We start from the raw sequence: 18,580 nt of genomic DNA, 5'->3' as shown, positions 1-18,580 counted from the left end.
GATGCGTCAGTCGGGCGGCGCTTTAATCTCGCTCCGAGGACGCTCGGTCGGCGGCTCCATCTCGGCGAGCGAGAGATAGTCGATGTCGGGAATCGGGATCGGCGTGGGCGGCGGCTCGCAGTCAGCCAGGCTCCAGTCCTGGCCCGAGACGAGGCTCAGCTCGCCCGTGTCGAAGGCCGCTATGTTAACCGTACGTGTGGGTTCGAGAAAGTCGTCTTGGGTGGTGGCCAGCGCCAGGGGCGGGGTGTCGATGCCGCTGTCGTCGGATGATTCCGGCGGCGAGGGTGGGTTGCGGTGCGCAGCGGATGCGGCATCGGTCGTGTTGCCGGATGTCGGCGATAGCGCATCTGTGTCCAGAAGCGTGTCCAGCGGCGTCACCGTCAGGAGGGCGCCGGCTTGCTCGAAGACCTCGGTGAAGCGTGCCGCGGTCGCGGCATCCGCGTTGCGCTTGACGATCACCGGCCGACCGGTGAAGAGGCGCTCGGCACCAGCCTCGCTGAGCTTGAAGAGCGCCGTCAGGCGCTCGCGCGCCCGCGCCGGATCGGCTCCGGGCACAAGATCGCCCTTGTAGCTGAGATCGAACCGTTCCTCTGCCATGGCTGATGTCACGTTGGTGGATCGGGGCAGACCCCGGAGCGATGCTCGGGCGATCGCCCGGGCAGGGCGCCCGGCGAAGTAAGGTCAGAGCGGCTTAGACAGGCTGAATGCACCTCGGACGTCGCCGAGGCTGTAGCCGCGTGCCATGTCGTCAGGATAGCGCTCATCGATCGCTGCCGCGACCTCCGGCGTGATGTCGCTGCCATGGCAGGCGAGGCAGACCTCGCCGGTCGGGATCGCCTTCATGAAGCGAAAGGTCTTGCCGTCGGCGGTCTCGACGGCCTCGGCATAGGCCATGGGTTGCACGTCTTCCCCGGCGGCGCGACGGGCGTCGAAGTCCGCGAGGATCTTCTGCTCCCAGGCATCCGGCGCGTTGTCGCTATTGCGGGTCTTGAGACTAGTTCGACCGACCTGCCAACCGGAGCTCTCCGAGAGGTCGGCCGCGATGGCGGGTGCGCGCTCTTGGCAGACCGCGATGGCATTGGTCGGCCCGCCATCCTTGATGGCGGCCTGCAGCTCGCCCTGCAGGGTCGTGGCGAACTCCTTTACGATGGCCTTGGCCTCCGCAGCATTCGGATTCGGCGGTGTCTCGGCGCTGAGCGTGGTGGCGGCGAGGATGGCGGAAGCTGCGGCCAAGCGTGCGATGAGCTTCATGGGCAAGGTCTCCGAGTCGATGGATTGGGGACAGAGTGTCGGGGCGAGCAGGACGAACGGGTTCCGAGCGACCGGGCGAGTTGCATCGCCGCGATCCCGGCGCGAGGCTCGCCGTCTTTGACGGATCGACCGTCGAGAGTTCCCTGCGCCCAGCCGTTCGGCGAAACGCTATACGGGATCGCCTCGGCACGCATTGATTTTTCGGCGCATCGCACACGCCGGTTATCGCGCGTCCTCGCCCGAGCGAGCCTCTCGGGATCGGCGTGGGGCTCAGCTCGCGGCCCGCAGAGGTGCGACCTTGGACGTCGCCTCGGGTAGCTCCGCGTCCGTCTCGCTGTCGCCCTTCTCGGTTTCGGTGGTCTCGATCTCGGCCGACTTGCCCTTGAGGATGCGCTCGACCGTCTTGGCATTGCGCGCGAGATAGATAGTCAGCTCCTCGAGATCGCTCTCGGGCAAATCAGGCAGGATCTTGTCGTGGCGCAGGAGATCGGCGAGACGCTCCGCGCTTTCGAGTGCTTTATCATAGGCGTCGGCGGTCTTTTTGTCGGTCGTACGCAAGCGTTCGGCTCCCTTCTGGTCTCTGACGACGTATTCGATCTCGATCACGGTCTTGGGCTCCAGGGTCGGCTGTGGTAATGCCCCGCGCGAGGGCTCGAGCGGACAGTATACTGTCTAAAAAGACAGCCATGCACGCGAGACCGTCGGCGCGAGGGGCCGGGCGCCGAACCGCTCGAAACATTAAACCGCGCCCGGCGCGGTATGCGATGTTTTTGGATGGGATCGGCCCCGGCAGACTTGACGACCGCTGGAGCCGGCGCGGTTTAAGATATTAAAAAATAAATCATTTTAAACCGCGTCCCCGCTAAGAGCCGCGGATATACCAAACGTCGAAACCACTCGAAAATTTGCATCTCGCTCTGGAACGCGGTTTAGATGACACCTTGCCAAATGATTTCTCCGCGCCATAAAATCATCACCTAAACATAACTAGTGATGTCTGAGACATGGTCACTGCCGCTCAGATCCGTGCCGCGCGCGCCCTGCTGGGGCTCGACCAAAGACGTTTGGCCGAGGCTGCCGGGCTGTCCGTGCCGACCATTCAACGGATGGAGGCCAGTGACGGTCAAGTCCGCGGCAACCTGGATTCGGTCATGAAGCTGATCGAGGCCCTCGATCGGGCCGGCATCGAGCTGATCGGCGATGCTCAGGTCAGCGCGGGCGGCGGGCGCGGTGTCCGGCTCAAGCGGACCGACTCCGAGGCGAACGGGCCCGACGCGACGCCATGAGGATCGAGACCGCCTTGGCCATCGCCGGAATCGCGGTGGCGCTCGCCCTCGGGTCGGCCGCCGTCTCGCTGCTGGCGGCGCGATTCCCCAAGGTGGTGCGCTTCGCGGCGATGCCGCTGACCGGACTCTGCGGTGTGGCTGCGATCCTGGCAGGACTGGGCGCCTTGTTGTCGGGCGGCGCGGCGACCGCGACCTTGCCCTTGGGCCTGCCTTGGCTGCCCTGGCATGTGCGTATCGATGCACTCGCCGGGTTCTTCCTGCTCCTGATCGGTCTGGTGACTAGCGCGATCGGACTCTACGGGCCGGCCTACGTGCGCGGTCTGGAGCAGGGCCGGGATTCGCTGGTCGCGCTCGGCGGCTTCACCGGGCTCTTCCTGGCCGGGATGCTCTTGGTTGTTCTGGCCGACGACGCCTTTCTCTTCATGATCGCCTGGGAGGTCATGTCGCTGGCGTCCTACTTCTTGGTCGCCTTTCAGCATGAGCAGGCGGCCAACCGACGCGCGGCCTTTCTCTATCTCCTGATGGCCCATGTGGGAGGCCTGAGCATCCTGTTGGGGTTCGGGGTGCTGGCATCCTTCGGCGACGGCTTCGCCTTTGCGTCCATGCGGGCCGCCGAGCTGTCGTCGGTTTGGGCCAGCGTGGCGTTCGGGTTGGTCTTCATTGGCTTCGGCATGAAGGCCGGTCTGGTGCCGCTGCATGCTTGGCTGCCCGAGGCCCATCCGTCCGCGCCGTCTTACATCTCGGCCCTGATGTCCGGCGTCATGCTCAAGGTGGCGGTCTACGGCTTCATCCGCCTGGTCTTCGATCTGATCGGCGATGTCCAGTGGACCTGGGGTATGGCGGTGCTGGCGATCGGCAGCCTCTCGGCGCTCACGGGCGCGCTCTTTGCCCTGATGCAGACCGATCTGAAGCGTCTGCTGGCCTATTCATCCGTCGAGAATCTGGGCATCGTCTTCATCGCGCTGGGCTTGGCGCTGATCTTCATCGACACCGGCCATCCGTTGCCGGGTGCGCTCGCCTTCGTCGCGGCGCTCTATCACGCGCTGAATCACGCACTCTTCAAGGGTCTGCTCTTCCTGGGCGCCGGTTCCATCCTGCATAGCACCCACGAGCGGGACCTGGAGCAGATGGGCGGTCTGCTGCGGCGCATGCCTTGGACGGGGCTCTTCTTCCTGATCGGCTGCCTGTCGATCGCGGCGCTGCCGCCCTTCAACGGCTTCGTCTCCGAATGGCTGACCTTTCAGGCCGCCCTGCAGGCCTGGCAGCTCGACAGCGGCGTCATGCGCAGCCTCATCCCGATCGCGACCGCCGTGCTGGCGCTCACCGGCGCACTGGTGGCGGCGACCTTCGTGAAGGTTTACGGCATCGCTTTTCTCGGTCAGGCGCGCAGTCGGCATGTGCGCCGCGCCCGGCCCGGCCCTTGGGGGATCCGTGCCGGACAGGGTCTGTTGGCCGTACTCTGTGTTCTGCTGGGTCTGTTTCCGACCCTGGTCATCGGTCTGATCGACGCCGTCCCGCGTCAGCTCCTCGGCGGCGGGCTACCCGACGCGGGTAGCCGAGGCTGGCTCTGGCTGGTGCCCGATGCGTTCGAAACGGCCAGCTACAGCGCGCCTCTGGTGACTTTGCTGCTCATCGCCATCGCCGTTTTCGTGGTCTGGGGACTGCGTCGTGTCGGCTTGCGCCGGGTGCGCCGCTGCGATGCCTGGGACTGCGGCTTCGCACCGCCGACGGCGCGGATGCAGTACACCGCAACCGCCTTCGCCCAACCGATTCGACGGGTCTTCGCGCTGCTGTTCAGGGTGGAGGAGGCGCAGGTCCCGCGCGACGACGGCGGAATGCGCCATCAGATCAAGATCGGCGACCGCAGCTGGGACGCACTCTATCTGCCACTGGCAGGTCTGGTCGAGACGGCGGCGCGACGCGTGGTTCGTCTGCAGTCGGGCAACGTCCGCGCCTATCTCGGGTGGACCCTGCTGACGTTGCTGGTCTTGCTGTGGATCGTCTCCGCGTGAGCGGACTTAAACCGCGTCCAGAGCGACATGCGTCGTTTTCATGTTGCGTTTTGATCTGGAGATGTCCTCGGTCTCGGTGAGACGCGGTTTAAATCGAATATTTTTGAATACTTTAAACCGCGCCAGCTCCGACAGTCGTCGAAGCTGGAGCGGCCAAGCCACTCCAACAAACGACGCATACCGCACCGGGCGCGGTTTAATGATGAAGCGCTGAATCCGATGGCCGACATCCTCACCCCATCCGCCTGGCTGCTCGCACTCTTGCAGGCGCTCCTGTTTCCGGCGCTTGCCCCGCTCCTGGTGGGCTGGGTCCGCAAGGTCAAGGCCCGCCTGCAGAACCGGCGCGGGGCCTCGGTCTTCCAACCCTATCGCGAGCTGCGCAAGCTGCTCTTCAAGGAGGCCCGGGTTGCCCATACCGCCTCGCCGCTCTTTCGCGCCGCACCCTCCGTGGTGTTCGTCGCCACCTGGCTGGCGGCGGCGACGGTGCCGCTTCTGACCATCGATCTGCCGACCGCGGTGGTCGCCGACATCATCGTCCTGGTCGGGCTGTTGGCGCTGGCACGGGTCTTTTTGGCCCTTGCCGGCATGGACGTGGGGACGGCCTTCGGCGGCATGGGCGCCTCGCGCGAGATGATGATCTCCGCCCTGGCCGAGCCGGCGATGCTGATGGCGGTCTTCACCCTGGCCATGACCGCCCACAGCACCAATCTGGGCAGCGTCATCGCGCATCATCTGGGCGATGCCTTCGTCCTGCGCCCCTCCTATCTCTTCGCTTTTGCCGGGCTGACGCTGGTGGCGCTCGCCGAGACCGGCCGCATCCCGGTCGACAATCCGACGACCCACCTGGAGCTGACCATGGTCCACGAGGCCATGGTGCTCGAATACTCGGGTCGGCATCTGGCTCTGATGGAGTTGGCCGCTCAGATCAAGCTCCTGCTTTACGGTGTGCTGGTCGCCAACATCTTCTTTCCCTGGGGGATCGCGACGGATCCGACCCCCGTGTCGCTGGCGATCGGCTTTGGTGCCATCCTGCTAAAGCTGGCGCTGCTCGGGGCTGCCTTGGCGGTGGCCGAGACGGTCTTGGCCAAGATGCGCCTGTTCCGTGTCCCGGCTTTTCTCAATCTCGCTTTGCTTTTGTCGCTGCTCGGGCTCTTGAGTCACGTCATCCTGGAGGTCGGAGCATGAACCTCCCGGCGTTGCCGCTGCTGCAACAGTTGGTCGTCCTGCTGGCCGCCCTGGTGCTTTTTCTCTCGTTTGTCCTGCTGGCGCAGAGTCGGCTGGTCTCGGCGATCCATGCCTTCGCCTGGCAGGGCGCCCTGGTCGCCGCGGTCACCGCGGTCGTGGCCCTGAGCGGCGAGGTCCATCATCTGTATTTCTCGGCCGGGTTGACGCTGATCCTCAAGGCGCTGGTGATCCCGGCGATGCTCCACCGACAGGTCCGCGGGCTGGAGCTGGAGCGTCACACCGAGGCCCTCCAACGTCCGACCCTGGCCATCATGGCTGCGGTCGGCCTGGTGATCTTCAGCTCCTGGCTGGTCCTGCCGCTGGTGGCCGAAGAGCTGGCCTTCACGCGCAACATTCTCGCCATCAGCCTCGCCGTGGTCCTGATCGGCTTTTTGATGATGGTCGTCCGCCAGCAGGCGGTTGCCCAGGTGCTGGGTTTCATGTCGATCGAGAACGGGCTCTTCCTTGCCGCCGTCTCGGCGACCGGCGGCATGCCCTTGATCGTCGAGCTGGGCGTCGCCTTCGACGTCCTGGTGGCGATGGTCCTGTTCGGGGTCTTCTTTTTTCATATCCGCGAGAGCATCGATTCGCTGGACGTGGATCGGCTTAACCGCCTGAGCGAGACGCCGGAGATCGCCGGGGAGGAGCGGCCATGACCGCACTCCTGATCACCCTGATTGCGCCTTTGCTGGGTGCGCTCCTGCTGGCCATGGTCCGCCCGCCTGCCGTGGGTGGCTGGCTGAACCTCGCCGTCTCCGCACTCACGCTGGCCGCGGCCGGCTGGTTGGCCTGGACGGTGGCGCTGGAGGGCGAGGTCTTCGGCCGACTGATCGGCATCGGTTTTCGGGTCGACGCCTTCAACGTCTATCTGGTTGCCTTGACCGCCTTCGTCGGCCTGACCACGTCGATCTTCTCGCGGCCCTATATGCGCCATGTCCGTGCCGAGGGTCGTGTCTACCTCGGCGGCATGCGCGTCTATCACAGCATGTATCAGACCTTCATGCTGACCATGCTGACGGCGCTCACCACCGACAATCTGGGTGTCCTCTGGGTTGCGGTCGAGGGCGCGACCCTGGCCACCGTGCTGCTCGTCTCGCTCTACCGCACACCCGAGGCGATCGAGGCGGCCTGGAAATATTTCATCCTCTGCGGTGTCGGCATCGCGCTCGCCCTGTTCGGCACCGTGCTGACCTATTTCGCCGCCCAGCATGTCGATTTCGGTACGCTCGCCGAGCCCGGCGCCGGTCTGATCTGGAGCAGCCTCTACACTCATGCAGCCGCGCTCGACCCCACCGTCATGCGTATCGCCTTCGTCTTCCTGCTGGTCGGCTACGGCACCAAGGTCGGCCTGGTGCCGATGCACCAGTGGCTGCCCGACGCCCACTCCGAGGGGCCGACACCCATGTCCGCCGTGCTCTCCGGGTTGCTGCTGAACGTCGCCCTCTATGCCTTGGTGCGTTTCAAGATGCTGGTGGACGGCTCGCTGGCGGCGACCGCCTCGCCGCACCTGGCGGGAGCCTTGCTGATGGGCTTCGGGCTGGTCTCCTTCACGGTTGCCGGGCTCTTCCTGCACCGTCAGCGCGACATCAAGCGCCTGTTCAGCTACTCCTCCATCGAGCACATGGGGCTGATGACCTTTGCCTTCGGGCTCGGTGGCCCGCTCGCCACCTTCGGCGCGCTGCTGCACATGCTGGTGCATTCGCTGACCAAATCGGCCATCTTCGTCACCGTCGGTCATGCCGCGCATATCGCCGGTAGTCAGGGGATCGAGAAGATCCGCGGGCTCATCCGCACCCAGCCGGCGGTCGGCTGGTCGCTGCTGATCGGCGTGGCCGCTATCGCCGGCTTTCCGCCGTTCGGGGTCTTCACCAGCGAGTTTCTGCTGCTCACCGCCACGATGCAGGCGCAGCCCTGGCTGACGCTCCCGCTGGTGACCGGTCTTGCCATCGCCTTCGCCGGGCTCTTCCGGCATCTGCACCCGATGGTTTACGGCACCCCGCCCGAGGGCCAACAGCCCGTCCAGGCCAACCTGATCCCGGTCGCCGTCCATCTGGGTCTGGTTCTCTGGTTGGGACTTGCGATCCCGGGCTTCCTCGCGCAATGGCTTAACCGGGCGACGCAACTCATCACGGGGAGCAGCCTGCTATGAGCCGCTTCGACTGGTTGTCCGAGTATCTGGCCCGTCTCGAAGACGATCATCTGATCGCCCGACACGGCGATAACCGCGCCCTGGCCCCGGCTCATCGGCTCGAGCTCGACGCCGAGGACTGGGGGCCGGCCGGGAGGATCGCCGCAGCGATGGGGCTGAGGCACGCCGGCGTCTGGGCCGATCCGCTCGGGCCTGGCCCAATGGAGAGCGATACCGAGATCGAGGGTCCGGCGATTCGCGTGCAGGCGTGCCTGGAACAGGGCGGCGACTATCTGATCCTGCAAACCCTGGTGTCACAGGCGCGTCCGGTTCTGGGCTCGCACACTCCGGCCTACCCGGGTGTCGATCGTCTGGAACGCCACGCTCAAGACCTGACCGGCGTGCGCTTTCTCCGGCACCCGGACGAGCGTCGTTGGACCCGCCACCAAGCCTGGTCGGCCGACGACTATCCCCTGCGTGCGGATTTCCCGATCGAAGGGCGCAGCGCGGGGCGCACCCCGGCCGATGTCGACTACCCCTTCACCCGCATCCAGGGCAGCGGCGTCTACGAGATCCCGGTCGGACCCGTCCATGCCGGCATCATCGAGCCCGGACACTTCCGCTTCCAGGCCGCGGGCGAGGACGTCCTGCGTCTCGAGGAGCGGCTCGGCTATGTCCATCGGGGGATCGAGAAGATCGCCGTGGGCCGTGATCCGCAGGGCCTCATACGACTCGCCGGGCGCGTCTCCGGCGACTCGACCGTCGCCTATGCCTGGGCCGCCGCTCAGGCAATGGAGCGGGCCGCCGGCTGCGCGCCGCCGCCGCGCGCAACGAGCCTGCGCGCACTCCTGGCCGAGCGCGAGCGCATCGCCAATCATCTCGGCGACATCGGTGCCATCTGCAACGATGTCGGATTCGCCTTCGCCCACGTCCAATGCGCCCGGTTGCGCGAGCAGTGGCAGCGCCGCAGCGCCGCACTCTTCGGTCATCGCCTGATGATGGACACGCTGGTCCCGGGCGGCGTCGCCTACGGCCTCTCCGAGACGGGCTTCCGCGAGCTGCGTCTGGACCATGCGGCCCTGCACAAGACCATCGAGCCCCTGTTCGACGTCATCGACGACCATCCGTCGCTTGACGACCGGCTGATCGGTACCGGCATCCTCGCGCAAGCCGATGCGCGCGCACTCGGCTGCACCGGTTATGTCGGCAAGGCCAGCGGGCTCGACTTCGATGTCCGCCGCGACAGTCCCTATGCGCCGTACGATCAGGTGAGGGTCGAGGTCCCGGAAGAGACGGCAGGCGACGTAGCCGCCCGTGTGCGGGTGCGCATGAAAGAGGTCCGCGCCAGTCTCTGGATGCTCGATCGCCTGCTGGATGCCCTGCCGGAGGGCGAGATCGCCGTACCCTTCCCGCGTCCGGAGGAGGGCGCCATGGGCCTGGGCCTGATCGAAGGCTGGCGCGGCGAGATCCTCTGCTTCGTGCGCTTCGCCGAGGAGGGCCGGATCGCCCGCTATTTCCCGCGCGACCCGAGCTGGTTCACCTGGCCGGCCTTGGAGCGCCTGATCCACGGCAACATCGTTCCCGACTTTCCGGTGTGCAACAAATCGGTCAACGGTTCGTATGCGGGGGTGGATCTCTAGCTGAACCGCGCCCCGTAACCATATGCGCGGTTGGTCGCTCGGTTCGACCTCGCGGCCATCAACGGAAGCCGGAGCGGGCGCGGTTCAGGATATTGAATGCTTTTTTCTGAACCGCGTCAGGCAGAGGGTTCGTGGGTATCTTCGCCATCGCGGCTGGCGATCACTCTTCCGTATTACTACGAGACGCGGTTCAGCATGTTCCGAATCCTTAAGCAATCCTTGCGTACCGGTGTCGTCACCGAGGCTGCGCCTTCACACAACGATGCGGAGCTGGAACGGCTCGGGATCGAGGTGCGCCGACACATCGATGCGCGCTTCGGCGGCAGTCTCGCCATTCGCCAGGTCGACGCGGGCTCCTGCAACGGCTGCGAGCTGGAGATCCATGCGCTCAACAACCCCTTCTACGATGTAGAGCGCTTCGGTATCCACTTCGTTGCCTCGCCGCGCCATGCCGACGTGCTGCTCGTCACCGGCCCGGTCTCGCGTCACATGGAAACGGCGCTGCGCCGCACGTGGCGCGCAACGCCTTCCCCGAAGTTCGTGATCGCCGCAGGTAGCTGCGCCTGCGACGGAGGCGAGATCGGGGTCTCTTATGCCTCCTGCGGAACGATCGAGAATGTCATCCCGGTCGACGTCAAGATCCCCGGCTGTCCGCCCTCGCCGGTCGATCTCTTGAAGGGCCTGCTCGGGGCGTTGGAGATCGATCGGTGAGGGTGTGTGCTGCGATGCTCGAAAGCCCGAAGCATAGGATGTCGCAAAGGTCAGGATAGCTTCACCGACGAGACGACGCTCTTGTGTTCAGCATGCCAGAGTCGGATTGCAGAGGTTCTGGTAGATATCCGGGCCCGGCTCCCCTTCGGTGACGGGGCTCCGTGCCTGCCCACCCCAGGGGTAGAGCTCCGGGTTACCGGGGGCGAGCTCGCCGAAGATATACGCCGTGCTGTCCATGCCGGTCTGCATGGTCGGCGTACCGATTGTGCGGTGCTCGTCGAAAACCTCGGGGTTGTCTTGGCCGAGTGGGCCGTAGACGTCATGGGCATGGGCGACTGCGGCCACAAAGGTGATTGCGGTTGCTGCAATGATTCGATTCATGTCATCACTCCGCGTTGTTTCTCAGGACCGGTGCCCCTTCGCGATCGGGGGACACCTCCGCAGGCCGAATTCGACGATTCAGCCATGGTTTTAGTATGTTTTGCGGTGCTGACACGACCCTGACAGCGTCATGACAAAGGCGTCATCGGAACGGAGCTCTTTCAGTAATGGCGGGTTTGGTCGTCGCATCGACGGCTGCGGGCTCCTCTGTCCTCACCCCTGTCCTCCCGGGTTGCCCGGCGTAAAACGGGCCTGCCAAGTCTCGCCGTCCGGGAAGGTCAGCGACAAGACGGCTTTCATGTCCGGACTTCTTTCGAAGGTGCCCCGGCCGGCGAGTCGGTTGTCGCCGACCGGGGCGACGGCGATCCTGGAGCGCTCGCCGCTCAAGACGATGAGGTGGCCGCCGACGCCCTCGCTCGGCACGGGCACATCGTCGTGGTCGGTCAGGTAAATGCTGACCTCGTTGTCGGCGAGTACCAGCTCGAAGTGATAGGGACCGGCCATGCGCACCTGGCCTCCGTTGGGGGTCTCCATAGCGTCCAGGGTGGCGTCGTCATGGGCGAGAGCCAGCGCGGGAGCGGCGAGGGCGAGGGCGAGGGCGAGCAGGACGGTCGTGGGTGCCTTCATGGGTGCCTCTTCGGATTTCGACGGATCGCCCGACCGGGCCGGGTTCAAGGATCAAGCCGCTATTCTCTGTACCGGCGCTGACCCCATCCTGACGGCATCATGACAAACGCGTCATTCTAAACGATCTCGCGCCCGTGCCTGCGCAAGCCGGCCGAGGAGAGCGAGGCACAGGAGGAAGAGAGCGATGAAGATCCTGATCATCGAGGACGAGCCCAAGACGGGTGATTACCTGCGCCAGGGATTGAGCGAGGCGGGCTTTGTCGTCGACCTGGTCCGCGACGGTCGGGACGGTCTGCACTCGGCGCTCGCGGGCGACTACGATTTGGTCATCCTCGATGTGATGCTGCCGGGTCTCGACGGCTGGCAAGTCCTCTGCAGCGTGCGGCACAAGGATCCGGACCTGCCGGTGCTGTTCCTCACGGCGCGCGACCAGGTGGACGACCGTGTGAAGGGACTGGAGCTCGGCGCCGACGACTACCTGATCAAGCCCTTTGCCTTCGCCGAGCTGTTGGCGCGAGTGCGGACCCTCTTGCGGCGCGGCCGGGCGGCGAGCGAGCCGACCGTCCTGCGCGTGGCCGATCTGGAGCTGGACCTGTTGCGCCGTCGCGTGCTGCGCGGCGGTCGACGGATCGAGCTGACCGCAAAGGAATACGCGCTGCTGGAGTTGTTCATGCGCCGTCGTGGGGAGGTCTTGCCGCGCTCGCTCATCGCCTCCTCGGTGTGGGACATGAACTTCGACAGCGATACCAACGTGGTCGATGTCGCCGTTCGCCGGCTGCGTCTGAAGGTGGACGAGGGCTTCGAGCCTCGGCTGATCCAGACCGTGCGCGGTATGGGCTACGTGTTGGATACGCCGGAGTGAAGGCGCCGTCCCTCACCGTCCGGCTGAGCCTCTTGTTCGCGGTCTCGACCGTCGCTCTGCTGCTCGGCCTGGGGTGGACGTTGGAGCGATCGGTCGCGATGCATTTCCGCGAGCTCGATCAACACGAGATCGGCGGCAAACTTGCTCTGGTGCGCAACCTGCTCGCCAAGGCCACGACTCCCGACGCACTGGCGAGCCTGCCCGCGGACTTGGATGCCGCGCTGGTCGGCCATCCCGGATTGGCGCTGCGTGTCCAGGCGCCCGACGGCAGCGTTCGCTTCGTCAGTGCGCGCGGGCAGCTCCCACCCGAGACCGCGCCGTCGCGCAGCGGTCCGTGGAGCGCGGACGACATCCTCTGGGTGAGCTGGGAGGAGGGCTCGCGCGCCTTTCGCGGGCTGATTGCCCGCGTCCCTGTCGGGGTGCCTCTGCAGCCGTTGGACGCGACGACGGCGAAAATCTCCGAGCCATCGCTCGACACCGTCGCCATCGGTCTCGACACCAGCCATCACCGTGCCTTCATGTCGGAGTTTCGGCGCATCCTGGTGCTCGCCATGCTCCTGGCCGCGGCGCTCGCCGCCGCCTTGGGTTGGGCCGTCACGCACGCCGGCCTGCGCCCGCTGCGGCGCATCACCGCCTTGGCCGCGGACCTGGATGCGAGCCGGCTCGGGGCGCGCCTGCCCGAGACGCGGGTGCCGCCCGAGATCAAATCGCTGGTGGTCGCCTTCAACGCCATGCTCGCGCGGCTGGAGGACAGCTTCCAGCGCCTGTCGGATGTCTCCGCGGACATCGCCCACGAGCTGCGCACGCCCATCTCCAATCTCACGCTCCAGACCCAGGTCGCGCTCAATGCCGCACGTGATGCCGATCAGTATCGCGAGGTGTTGTATTCGAGCCTCGAAGAATACGAGCGAATGGGCCAGATGATCGGCGACATGCTCTTCCTCGCCCGTGCGGACCACGGGCTCGTGCGTCCCGACGCCGGTGCTCTGGACCTCGCGATCCAGGTTCAAGACCTCTTCGACTATTTCGATGCTTGGGCCGAGGAGCGCGGCGTCTCTCTCCTCTTGACGGGCAGTGCCTGCGCGCGGGCCGACCCTTTGATGTTGCGCCGGGCTTTAAGCAACCTCCTGAGCAACGCCATCCGCCACACAGGCGCGGGAGCGCAGGTGCGCGTGAAGCTCAAGGACGATGGGCGGCTCGTGCGGATCCGCGTGGAGAACCCCGGGCCACCCATCCCGCCGGAGCAGGCGGCACGTCTCTTCGAGCGTTTTTACCGCGCCGACCCGGCCCGTGGCCGCCGGGGCGAAACGGCCGGGTCCGGCACCGGACTCGGCCTCGCCATCGTCAAGTCCATCGTCGAGGCCCACGGCGGCGCTGTCGCAGCCGCCTCCAGCGCGGGTTGGACACGATTTACGGTGACTTTGCCCAGTCCGCATCGCCATAGCGCCTCGCAGGCGCCTGCCCCCAGCGCAGGAACATGACCGGGGTCAGCAGGGTGTCGAGCAGGGTCGAGGAAATGAGTCCGCCGAAGATGACCACGGCCACCGGGTAGAGGATCTCCTTGCCGGGAGCCTCCGGGCCGAGCAGCAGGGGCAAGAGCGCGAGGATGGTGGTCAACGCCGTCATCAGCACCGGGGTCAGTCGGTCCAGGCTCCCCTCGATGACGGTGGCGGGGCTGAAGGGGCGGCCCTCCAGCGTCATCAGATCCAGGTACCGATCGATCTTGAGGATGCCGTTGCGGGTGGCGATGCCGGCAAGCGTGACGAAGCCGACCAGGCTGGCGACCGAGAGGGTCTGACCGGCGAGCTGCAACGCGACGACGCTGCCGACCAGCGCGAGCGGCACGTTCGCCAGGATCATCAGGGACAGGGCGGTCGAGCGATAGCGGCTGTAGAGGACCAGGAAGATCAGCGTGAGCGAGACCAGAGACAGCAGACCGATTAGCCGGGTCGCCTGCTCTTGGGCCTGGAACTGGCCCTCCAGACTCAGGGAATAGCCCTCCGGCAGAGGCAGCTCGGCCATCACCCGGCGCACCTCCGGGATCAGGTTGGAGAGGTTGGTGCCGTCGCTGTTGGCGGAGACGACGATGCGCCGACGGCCGTTGTCGCGGCTGACCTGATTCGGCCCGTCGGTCTCCTCCACATCGGCGACTAGACGCAGCGGCACATGACCGCCGGGGGTCTCGATCAAGAGTGCACGCAGACCCTCGGGCGTGCGGTCTGCATCGTCGACACGCAGCACGACGCCGACGCGGCGGTTGTCCTCGATGATCTGGGCGACCTCCTTGCCGCCGACCAGTGTGGCGAGCGCGTCGTTGACCGCGGCCGGCGTGATCCCGTAGGCCGCGGCGCGGGCATAGTCCACCCGCACCTGGGCCTGGGGGATGCGCACCTGCCGCTCGATCTGCAGGTCCACTAGGCCGGGGGTGCCGGCAAGCCCTTCGCGGAGTGCTTCGGCAAGCGCGCGCAGGGTGTCCAGATCATCGCCGAAGACCTTGATCGCGATCTGGGCACGGATGCCCGAGAGCAGATGGTCGAGCCGGTGGGCGATCGGCTGGCCCAGGCTGACCGAGGCGGGCAGCGGCGCGAGGCGGGCGCGGATATCGGCGAGGATCTCTTCGCGTCCGCGCTCGCCGCGCGCCCCGGTGGCGGGGACGAGGTCCACGTCGATCTCGGAGGAATGCACGCCCTCCGCATGCTCGTCGAGCTCGGCGCGACCGGTGCGCCGGCCGGTCTTCACGACCTCGGGAACCTCCTTGATCAGTCGCTCCGCCAGGGCCCCGACCCGATTGGACTCGGCCAGCGAGCTGCCGGGGTTCAGCAAGAGGCTGATTGTCAAGGTGCCCTCGTTGAAGGCGGACAGGAAGGTGCGGGGGAAGAAGGGCACGGCGGCGACGGCAATCGCGACCGCCAACACGGCGGTCCCGAGCAGCAGCCTGGAATGGCGGAACGACCACCCGAGCAGACGCCGATCCGCCGACTTGAGCACGCGTACCAGCGCCCCGTCGCCGCGATCCATCAGCCGCGCGCGCGGCAGCAGCCAGGAGCAGAGCACCGGGGTCAGGGTAATGGAGACCAGCGTGCTGGCGAGGATCGCGACGATGTAGGCGATGCCCAAAGGCACGAACAGCCGGCCCTCGATGCCGGGCAGAGCGAACAGCGGGACGAAGACCAGGACGATGATCAGCGTCGAGTAGAGGATCGCCGAGCGCACCTCGATGGTGGCATCGGCGACGACCTTGAGCATGGCGAGGGTGTCCGCGCCCGTGCGGGCGCGCGGGCCGTCGTTCGCCGTCTTCGCCCGCCATTCGCGCAGGCGCCGCAGCACGTTCTCGACCCCGACCACGGCGTCGTCGACCAGCTCGCCGATGGCGATGGCCAGCCCGCCGAGGGTCATGGTGTTGACCGAGAGCCCCATCCAATGGAACACCAGTGCCGTGACCACAAGGGAGACCGGCAGCGCGGTCAGGGAGATGAAGGTTGTTCGAAGGTTGAGCAGGAACAGCAGCAACACCACCGCGACGATGATCGCGGCATCCCGCAGCGCCTCCTGCACGTTGCCGACCGCCGCTGCGATGAAGTCGGCCTGACGGAACAGGACCTCGTGATCCAATGTCCTGGCGGGCAGGGTCTCCCAGAGCGTTTCCAGGGCGCGCTCCACCTCGCGCGTGAGGGTCAGGGTGTCGGTCTGCGGTTGCTTCTGCACCGACAGGATCACCGCCGGGCGACCCTCGAAGCTCGCGTCCCCGCGTTTGACCCGCGCACCCCAGCGGACCTCGGCCACCTGGCGCAGCAGCACCGGCGCGCCCTCGCGCTGAGCGACGACGAGGTTGCGCAGATCGTCGAGCCGCGTGGTGCGGGCAATGTTGCGGATCAGGTACTCCTGGGCCTGGCGTTCCAGAAAGCCGCCGCTGGTGTTGCGTGCGAAGCCCTGCACCGCGGTCTCGAGCTCGGCGAGCCTGATGTCCAGATCCCCGAGCATCCGCACGTCCGGGACGACCTGTGCCTGGCGCACCTCCCCGCCGATCGGAATGACCTGGGACACTCCGGGGATCGTCAGCAGGCGGGGGCGGAGCACCCAGTCGGCGAAATCCCGCACCGCCATCGGCGACGTTGTCTCGGCGTCGGCGGCGCTGCTGTCGGCCTCCGGCGCGAAGACCGCGACCAGCATGATCTCGCCCATGATCGAGGTCACAGGTCCCATGTGCGGCGTCACGCCGGGCGGAAGCTCGCCGCCGATCGTGGTGAGCCGCTCGGCGATCTGCTGACGGTTGCGGTAGAGGTCGCTGCCCCAGTCGAACTCGACATAGACGATCGACAGCCCGATGCCCGACACCGAGCGCACCCGGGTCACGCCGGGCAGGCCCTTGACCGCGGCCTCGATCGGATAGGTCACCAGCTGCTCGACCTCCTCCGGTGCCATGCCCTCGGCCTCGGTCATCAGGGTGACGGTCGGCTTGTCCAGGGCAGGGAAGACGTCGATCGGCAGGCCGAGCGCCTGGTAGCTGCCGTAACCGATCAACACCAGGGCCGCGGCCAGGACCAGCAGCCGTTGCCGCAGACTCGTTGCGATGATCCGACTGAACATGGGCGGACCTCAGCGCACCTGACCGAGCAGCGCGGCGCCGTCGGAGACCACGCGGTCCCCGGCCGCGAGCCCGGCGGTCACCACGCTGTCGCCGGCGCCGAGCGCGCGGACCTGCACGCGCTGCGGGCGGAAGTGCTCGGGCTGGACATGCACCCAGACCAGCTCGGCGCCGTCCGGGCCGCGCTGGACCGCGGCGCTCGGGATGCGCAGGCCCGTGCTGCCATGGAACATGGTGGCGACCACCGTCAGCGGTTGGCGCACGACGAGTTGGTCGGGTGGTTGCACACCGTCCGGCGCCTCGTCCGCCGGGTCGGGCTCGATCCTGAACTGAATCGGCAGCGCATGGCCGCGCAGCTCGTAGCCTCTGCCGAGCGGTGTCAGGCGCAGGATGCGGCCTTCAGTCGTCGTGGCGCTGGCCGAGGTGAAGTGGGTTGCATGATCGGTGTCGTAGAGCAGGGCCTCGACGAGCAGACGCTGCGGGTCTACGACCGTGAACAGGGTCTCGCCGCCGGCCACGATCTGCCCCGGCGAGGCGTTGCGCAAGGCCAGCACGCCGCCGACTGCGGCGGTCAGCGGCACCCGCGCGCCGAAGCTGTCGGCGATGGCGCGGCGACGGGCGGTCAGGCTCGCGTGCTCGGTCTCGGTCTCCTCGAGCTCCTGGCGCGGGGCGTTGTCGCCGAGCTGGCGCAAGCGGATTAGGTTGCGGGCGAGGTTCTCGATGCGCCCGTCCAGCTCCGCGACCTCCGCCTGCAGATCGGTACGGTCCACCGCGTCCAGGATCGGCACCAGATAGGCCAATACCTGGCCCTCGCGGATCGAGGCTCCGAGCAGCGGCAGACCGTCCTGCGGCAGCTCGATGCGGCCCCGCAGCGGCGCCTGCACCAGGGCACTGGCGTTCGGGTCCGGGATCACATGGCCGGACAAGGTGAAGGTGTCCGGCCACTCGCCGGGCTCGGCGCGGGCGGTGCGGATGCCGAGCAGGCGTTGGTTCGGCTTCGGTACGAACAGGGTTCCGTCCGGCAGGCGTGCGGCGGCTTGCCCGGCCGCGGATGCCGCTGCAGGGACCTGATCCACGGCGGGGTCCGGAGCGCCGTGGTCGTGTCCCTCGTGGGCGCGGACGGGATCGGCGGCGTCCAGCGCCAGCAGTGTCATTGCGAGGAGCGCCGGCGGCAGCGTCGCTGCCGTGATCGAGGCGGCTGAACCCTTCGGCCCGGTCTTCGCACCTGATTGCTTGCCTGATAAGCGGCGGTCCCTTTGGTCGCGCCACAGCAGCAGGGCCAGACAGCACAGGGCCAGCAGCACGACCGCCCCTTGCAGCAGCGGAACCGATGTGTACCAGGCAGGCGATCCGTCGGCCGGCAGGTCATCCGCAACCGGATCGTCTGGAACCACGAGGGCTCCCAACAGCAGATCGCCCGTTGTCGATGACTCGACGGTGAAGATCAGCTCATGTTGCCCCGGTTCGATCAAAGGACCCGGATCGAGCCTGTAGACGCCGTCTCCGTCATGGATCGCTTTGCCTTGCCAAGCCCCGCTCTCGACCTGCAGGGCGGCGTCCTCGATCGGGCGGTTGGTCGCAAACGCATCCAGATAGACCGTCAGCTTCCCGTCTTCGAGTACGGCAACCAGCTCCAGCTCCGCAGACTCGGCGGTGACCCGTGGCGCCAGAGTCGAGGTCATCGGTGCCGGCAACGGCGGGCCGTGGTCGTGGCCTTCGTGGGCGTGGAGACCGTTCGCGCTCAGAGCTGCCAGCGTGGTCGCGAGCAGGAGCGAGAAGTAGGCCGGGGTTCTCTGCATGTCGTTGTCTCGATGAGCTCCCGAATCGATGCCGACGAGCGAATCATGCTCATGGCGCCCGTTCCGACAGAAAT

16 protein-coding genes are annotated in these 18,580 nt (G+C 66.8%); 9 read left to right on the top strand and 7 right to left on the bottom strand.

Going from position 1 to position 18,580, the window contains the following annotated elements; all coding sequences use genetic code 11:
• Positions 1–6 precede the first annotated feature (6 nt).
• From BLV04_RS10460 to BLV04_RS10450, 3 genes are all read right to left on the bottom strand, one after another.
• Positions 7–597 (bottom strand): hypothetical protein, encoded by a 591-nt coding sequence (locus tag BLV04_RS10460; RefSeq protein WP_093031118.1) that lies wholly within the window; start codon positions 595–597, stop codon positions 7–9.
• A gap of 84 nt (positions 598–681) precedes the next feature.
• On the bottom strand, positions 682–1,251 hold the full coding sequence (locus tag BLV04_RS10455) for a Tll0287-like domain-containing protein (RefSeq protein WP_093031115.1): 570 nt from the start codon (positions 1,249–1,251) through the stop codon (positions 682–684).
• Between the two features lie 270 nt (positions 1,252–1,521).
• The gene (locus tag BLV04_RS10450; protein WP_093031113.1) at positions 1,522–1,857 is read right to left on the bottom strand and encodes a YebG family protein; all 336 of its coding nucleotides are present in this window, start codon (positions 1,855–1,857) and stop codon (positions 1,522–1,524) included.
• A 398-nt stretch (positions 1,858–2,255) separates the two neighbouring features.
• Between BLV04_RS10450 and BLV04_RS10445 the strand changes: the two genes are divergently transcribed.
• The 7 genes from BLV04_RS10445 to BLV04_RS10415 all read left to right on the top strand — a co-directional run bounded on the left by BLV04_RS10445 (position 2,256) and on the right by BLV04_RS10415 (position 10,252).
• Positions 2,256–2,537, top strand: coding sequence for a helix-turn-helix domain-containing protein (locus BLV04_RS10445; protein ID WP_093031111.1), 282 nt, complete (start codon positions 2,256–2,258; stop codon positions 2,535–2,537).
• Positions 2,534–4,549, top strand: a complete 2,016-nt coding sequence (hyfB, locus tag BLV04_RS10440) for a hydrogenase 4 subunit B (protein ID WP_093031108.1) — start codon at positions 2,534–2,536, stop codon at positions 4,547–4,549. The genes BLV04_RS10445 and hyfB overlap by 4 nt, the downstream gene beginning before the upstream one ends.
• A 219-nt stretch (positions 4,550–4,768) precedes the next feature.
• Entirely contained in the window at positions 4,769–5,734 is a 966-nt protein-coding gene (locus BLV04_RS10435) for a respiratory chain complex I subunit 1 family protein (RefSeq protein ID WP_093031105.1), read from the top strand.
• The gene (locus BLV04_RS10430; RefSeq protein ID WP_093031102.1) at positions 5,731–6,429 is read left to right on the top strand and encodes a formate hydrogenlyase; all 699 of its coding nucleotides are present in this window, start codon (positions 5,731–5,733) and stop codon (positions 6,427–6,429) included. The genes BLV04_RS10435 and BLV04_RS10430 overlap by 4 nt, the downstream gene beginning before the upstream one ends.
• On the top strand, positions 6,426–7,922 hold the full coding sequence (locus BLV04_RS10425; RefSeq protein ID WP_093031098.1) for a hydrogenase 4 subunit F: 1,497 nt from the start codon (positions 6,426–6,428) through the stop codon (positions 7,920–7,922). Before BLV04_RS10430 ends, BLV04_RS10425 begins: the two co-directional genes overlap by 4 nt.
• Entirely contained in the window at positions 7,919–9,541 is a 1,623-nt protein-coding gene (locus tag BLV04_RS10420) for a hydrogenase large subunit (protein ID WP_093031095.1), read from the top strand. The genes BLV04_RS10425 and BLV04_RS10420 overlap by 4 nt, the downstream gene beginning before the upstream one ends.
• Positions 9,542–9,736: 195 nt before the next feature.
• The gene (locus tag BLV04_RS10415) at positions 9,737–10,252 is read left to right on the top strand and encodes an NADH-quinone oxidoreductase subunit B family protein (protein WP_093031092.1); all 516 of its coding nucleotides are present in this window, start codon (positions 9,737–9,739) and stop codon (positions 10,250–10,252) included.
• Positions 10,253–10,339: 87 nt separating this feature from the next.
• Here BLV04_RS10415 and BLV04_RS10410 read toward each other — a convergent pair whose 3' ends face one another.
• Positions 10,340–10,633 (bottom strand): hypothetical protein, encoded by a 294-nt coding sequence (locus tag BLV04_RS10410; RefSeq protein WP_093031089.1) that lies wholly within the window; start codon positions 10,631–10,633, stop codon positions 10,340–10,342.
• A gap of 213 nt (positions 10,634–10,846) precedes the next feature.
• Positions 10,847–11,260 carry a hypothetical protein gene (locus BLV04_RS10405; protein WP_093031086.1) on the bottom strand — a complete coding sequence of 138 codons (414 nt, stop codon included), beginning with the start codon at positions 11,258–11,260 and terminating at the stop codon, positions 10,847–10,849.
• 184 nt (positions 11,261–11,444) lie between these two features.
• On the opposite strand from BLV04_RS10405, the gene BLV04_RS10400 reads away from it, so the two are divergent.
• Together BLV04_RS10400 and BLV04_RS10395 are read left to right on the top strand one after the other, a co-directional pair.
• Complete coding sequence (locus tag BLV04_RS10400; protein ID WP_093031083.1) at positions 11,445–12,122, top strand: heavy metal response regulator transcription factor; 678 nt, start codon at positions 11,445–11,447, stop codon at positions 12,120–12,122.
• Entirely contained in the window at positions 12,119–13,603 is a 1,485-nt protein-coding gene (locus BLV04_RS10395; protein WP_093031080.1) for a heavy metal sensor histidine kinase, read from the top strand. Before BLV04_RS10400 ends, BLV04_RS10395 begins: the two co-directional genes overlap by 4 nt.
• On the opposite strand, the gene BLV04_RS10390 is transcribed toward BLV04_RS10395, so the two are convergent.
• Complete coding sequence (locus BLV04_RS10390) at positions 13,533–16,709, bottom strand: efflux RND transporter permease subunit (protein WP_093031077.1); 3,177 nt, start codon at positions 16,707–16,709, stop codon at positions 13,533–13,535. The genes BLV04_RS10395 and BLV04_RS10390 overlap by 71 nt on opposite strands.
• A 9-nt stretch (positions 16,710–16,718) precedes the next feature.
• Positions 16,719–18,506 (bottom strand): efflux RND transporter periplasmic adaptor subunit, encoded by a 1,788-nt coding sequence (locus tag BLV04_RS10385; protein WP_175534584.1) that lies wholly within the window; start codon positions 18,504–18,506, stop codon positions 16,719–16,721.
• Positions 18,507–18,580 lie beyond the last annotated feature (74 nt).

This window comes from Thiocapsa roseopersicina, from assembly GCF_900106925.1.
In the GTDB taxonomy this organism is placed as follows: Bacteria; Pseudomonadota; Gammaproteobacteria; order Chromatiales; family Chromatiaceae; genus Thiocapsa; species Thiocapsa roseopersicina.
Note: the sequence above shows the minus strand (reverse complement) of the source record. Positions and strands in the feature narration are given on the sequence as shown.

What these genes read in the sequence shown, in the direction of transcription:
- BLV04_RS10460 (WP_093031118.1), bottom strand. Translation starts at nt 597, where the DNA reads ATGGCAGAGGAACGGTTCGATCTCAGCTACAAGGGCGATCTTGTGCCC.
- BLV04_RS10455 (WP_093031115.1), bottom strand. Translation starts at nt 1,251, where the DNA reads ATGAAGCTCATCGCACGCTTGGCCGCAGCTTCCGCCATCCTCGCCGCC.
- BLV04_RS10445 (WP_093031111.1), top strand. Translation starts at nt 2,256, where the DNA reads ATGGTCACTGCCGCTCAGATCCGTGCCGCGCGCGCCCTGCTGGGGCTC.
- hyfB (WP_093031108.1), top strand. Translation starts at nt 2,534, where the DNA reads ATGAGGATCGAGACCGCCTTGGCCATCGCCGGAATCGCGGTGGCGCTC.
- BLV04_RS10435 (WP_093031105.1), top strand. Translation starts at nt 4,769, where the DNA reads ATGGCCGACATCCTCACCCCATCCGCCTGGCTGCTCGCACTCTTGCAG.
- BLV04_RS10430 (WP_093031102.1), top strand. Translation starts at nt 5,731, where the DNA reads ATGAACCTCCCGGCGTTGCCGCTGCTGCAACAGTTGGTCGTCCTGCTG.
- BLV04_RS10425 (WP_093031098.1), top strand. Translation starts at nt 6,426, where the DNA reads ATGACCGCACTCCTGATCACCCTGATTGCGCCTTTGCTGGGTGCGCTC.
- BLV04_RS10420 (WP_093031095.1), top strand. Translation starts at nt 7,919, where the DNA reads ATGAGCCGCTTCGACTGGTTGTCCGAGTATCTGGCCCGTCTCGAAGAC.
- BLV04_RS10415 (WP_093031092.1), top strand. Translation starts at nt 9,737, where the DNA reads ATGTTCCGAATCCTTAAGCAATCCTTGCGTACCGGTGTCGTCACCGAG.
- BLV04_RS10410 (WP_093031089.1), bottom strand. Translation starts at nt 10,633, where the DNA reads ATGAATCGAATCATTGCAGCAACCGCAATCACCTTTGTGGCCGCAGTC.
- BLV04_RS10405 (WP_093031086.1), bottom strand. Translation starts at nt 11,260, where the DNA reads ATGAAGGCACCCACGACCGTCCTGCTCGCCCTCGCCCTCGCCCTCGCC.
- BLV04_RS10400 (WP_093031083.1), top strand. Translation starts at nt 11,445, where the DNA reads ATGAAGATCCTGATCATCGAGGACGAGCCCAAGACGGGTGATTACCTG.
- BLV04_RS10390 (WP_093031077.1), bottom strand. Translation starts at nt 16,709, where the DNA reads ATGTTCAGTCGGATCATCGCAACGAGTCTGCGGCAACGGCTGCTGGTC.
- BLV04_RS10385 (WP_175534584.1), bottom strand. Translation starts at nt 18,506, where the DNA reads ATGCAGAGAACCCCGGCCTACTTCTCGCTCCTGCTCGCGACCACGCTG.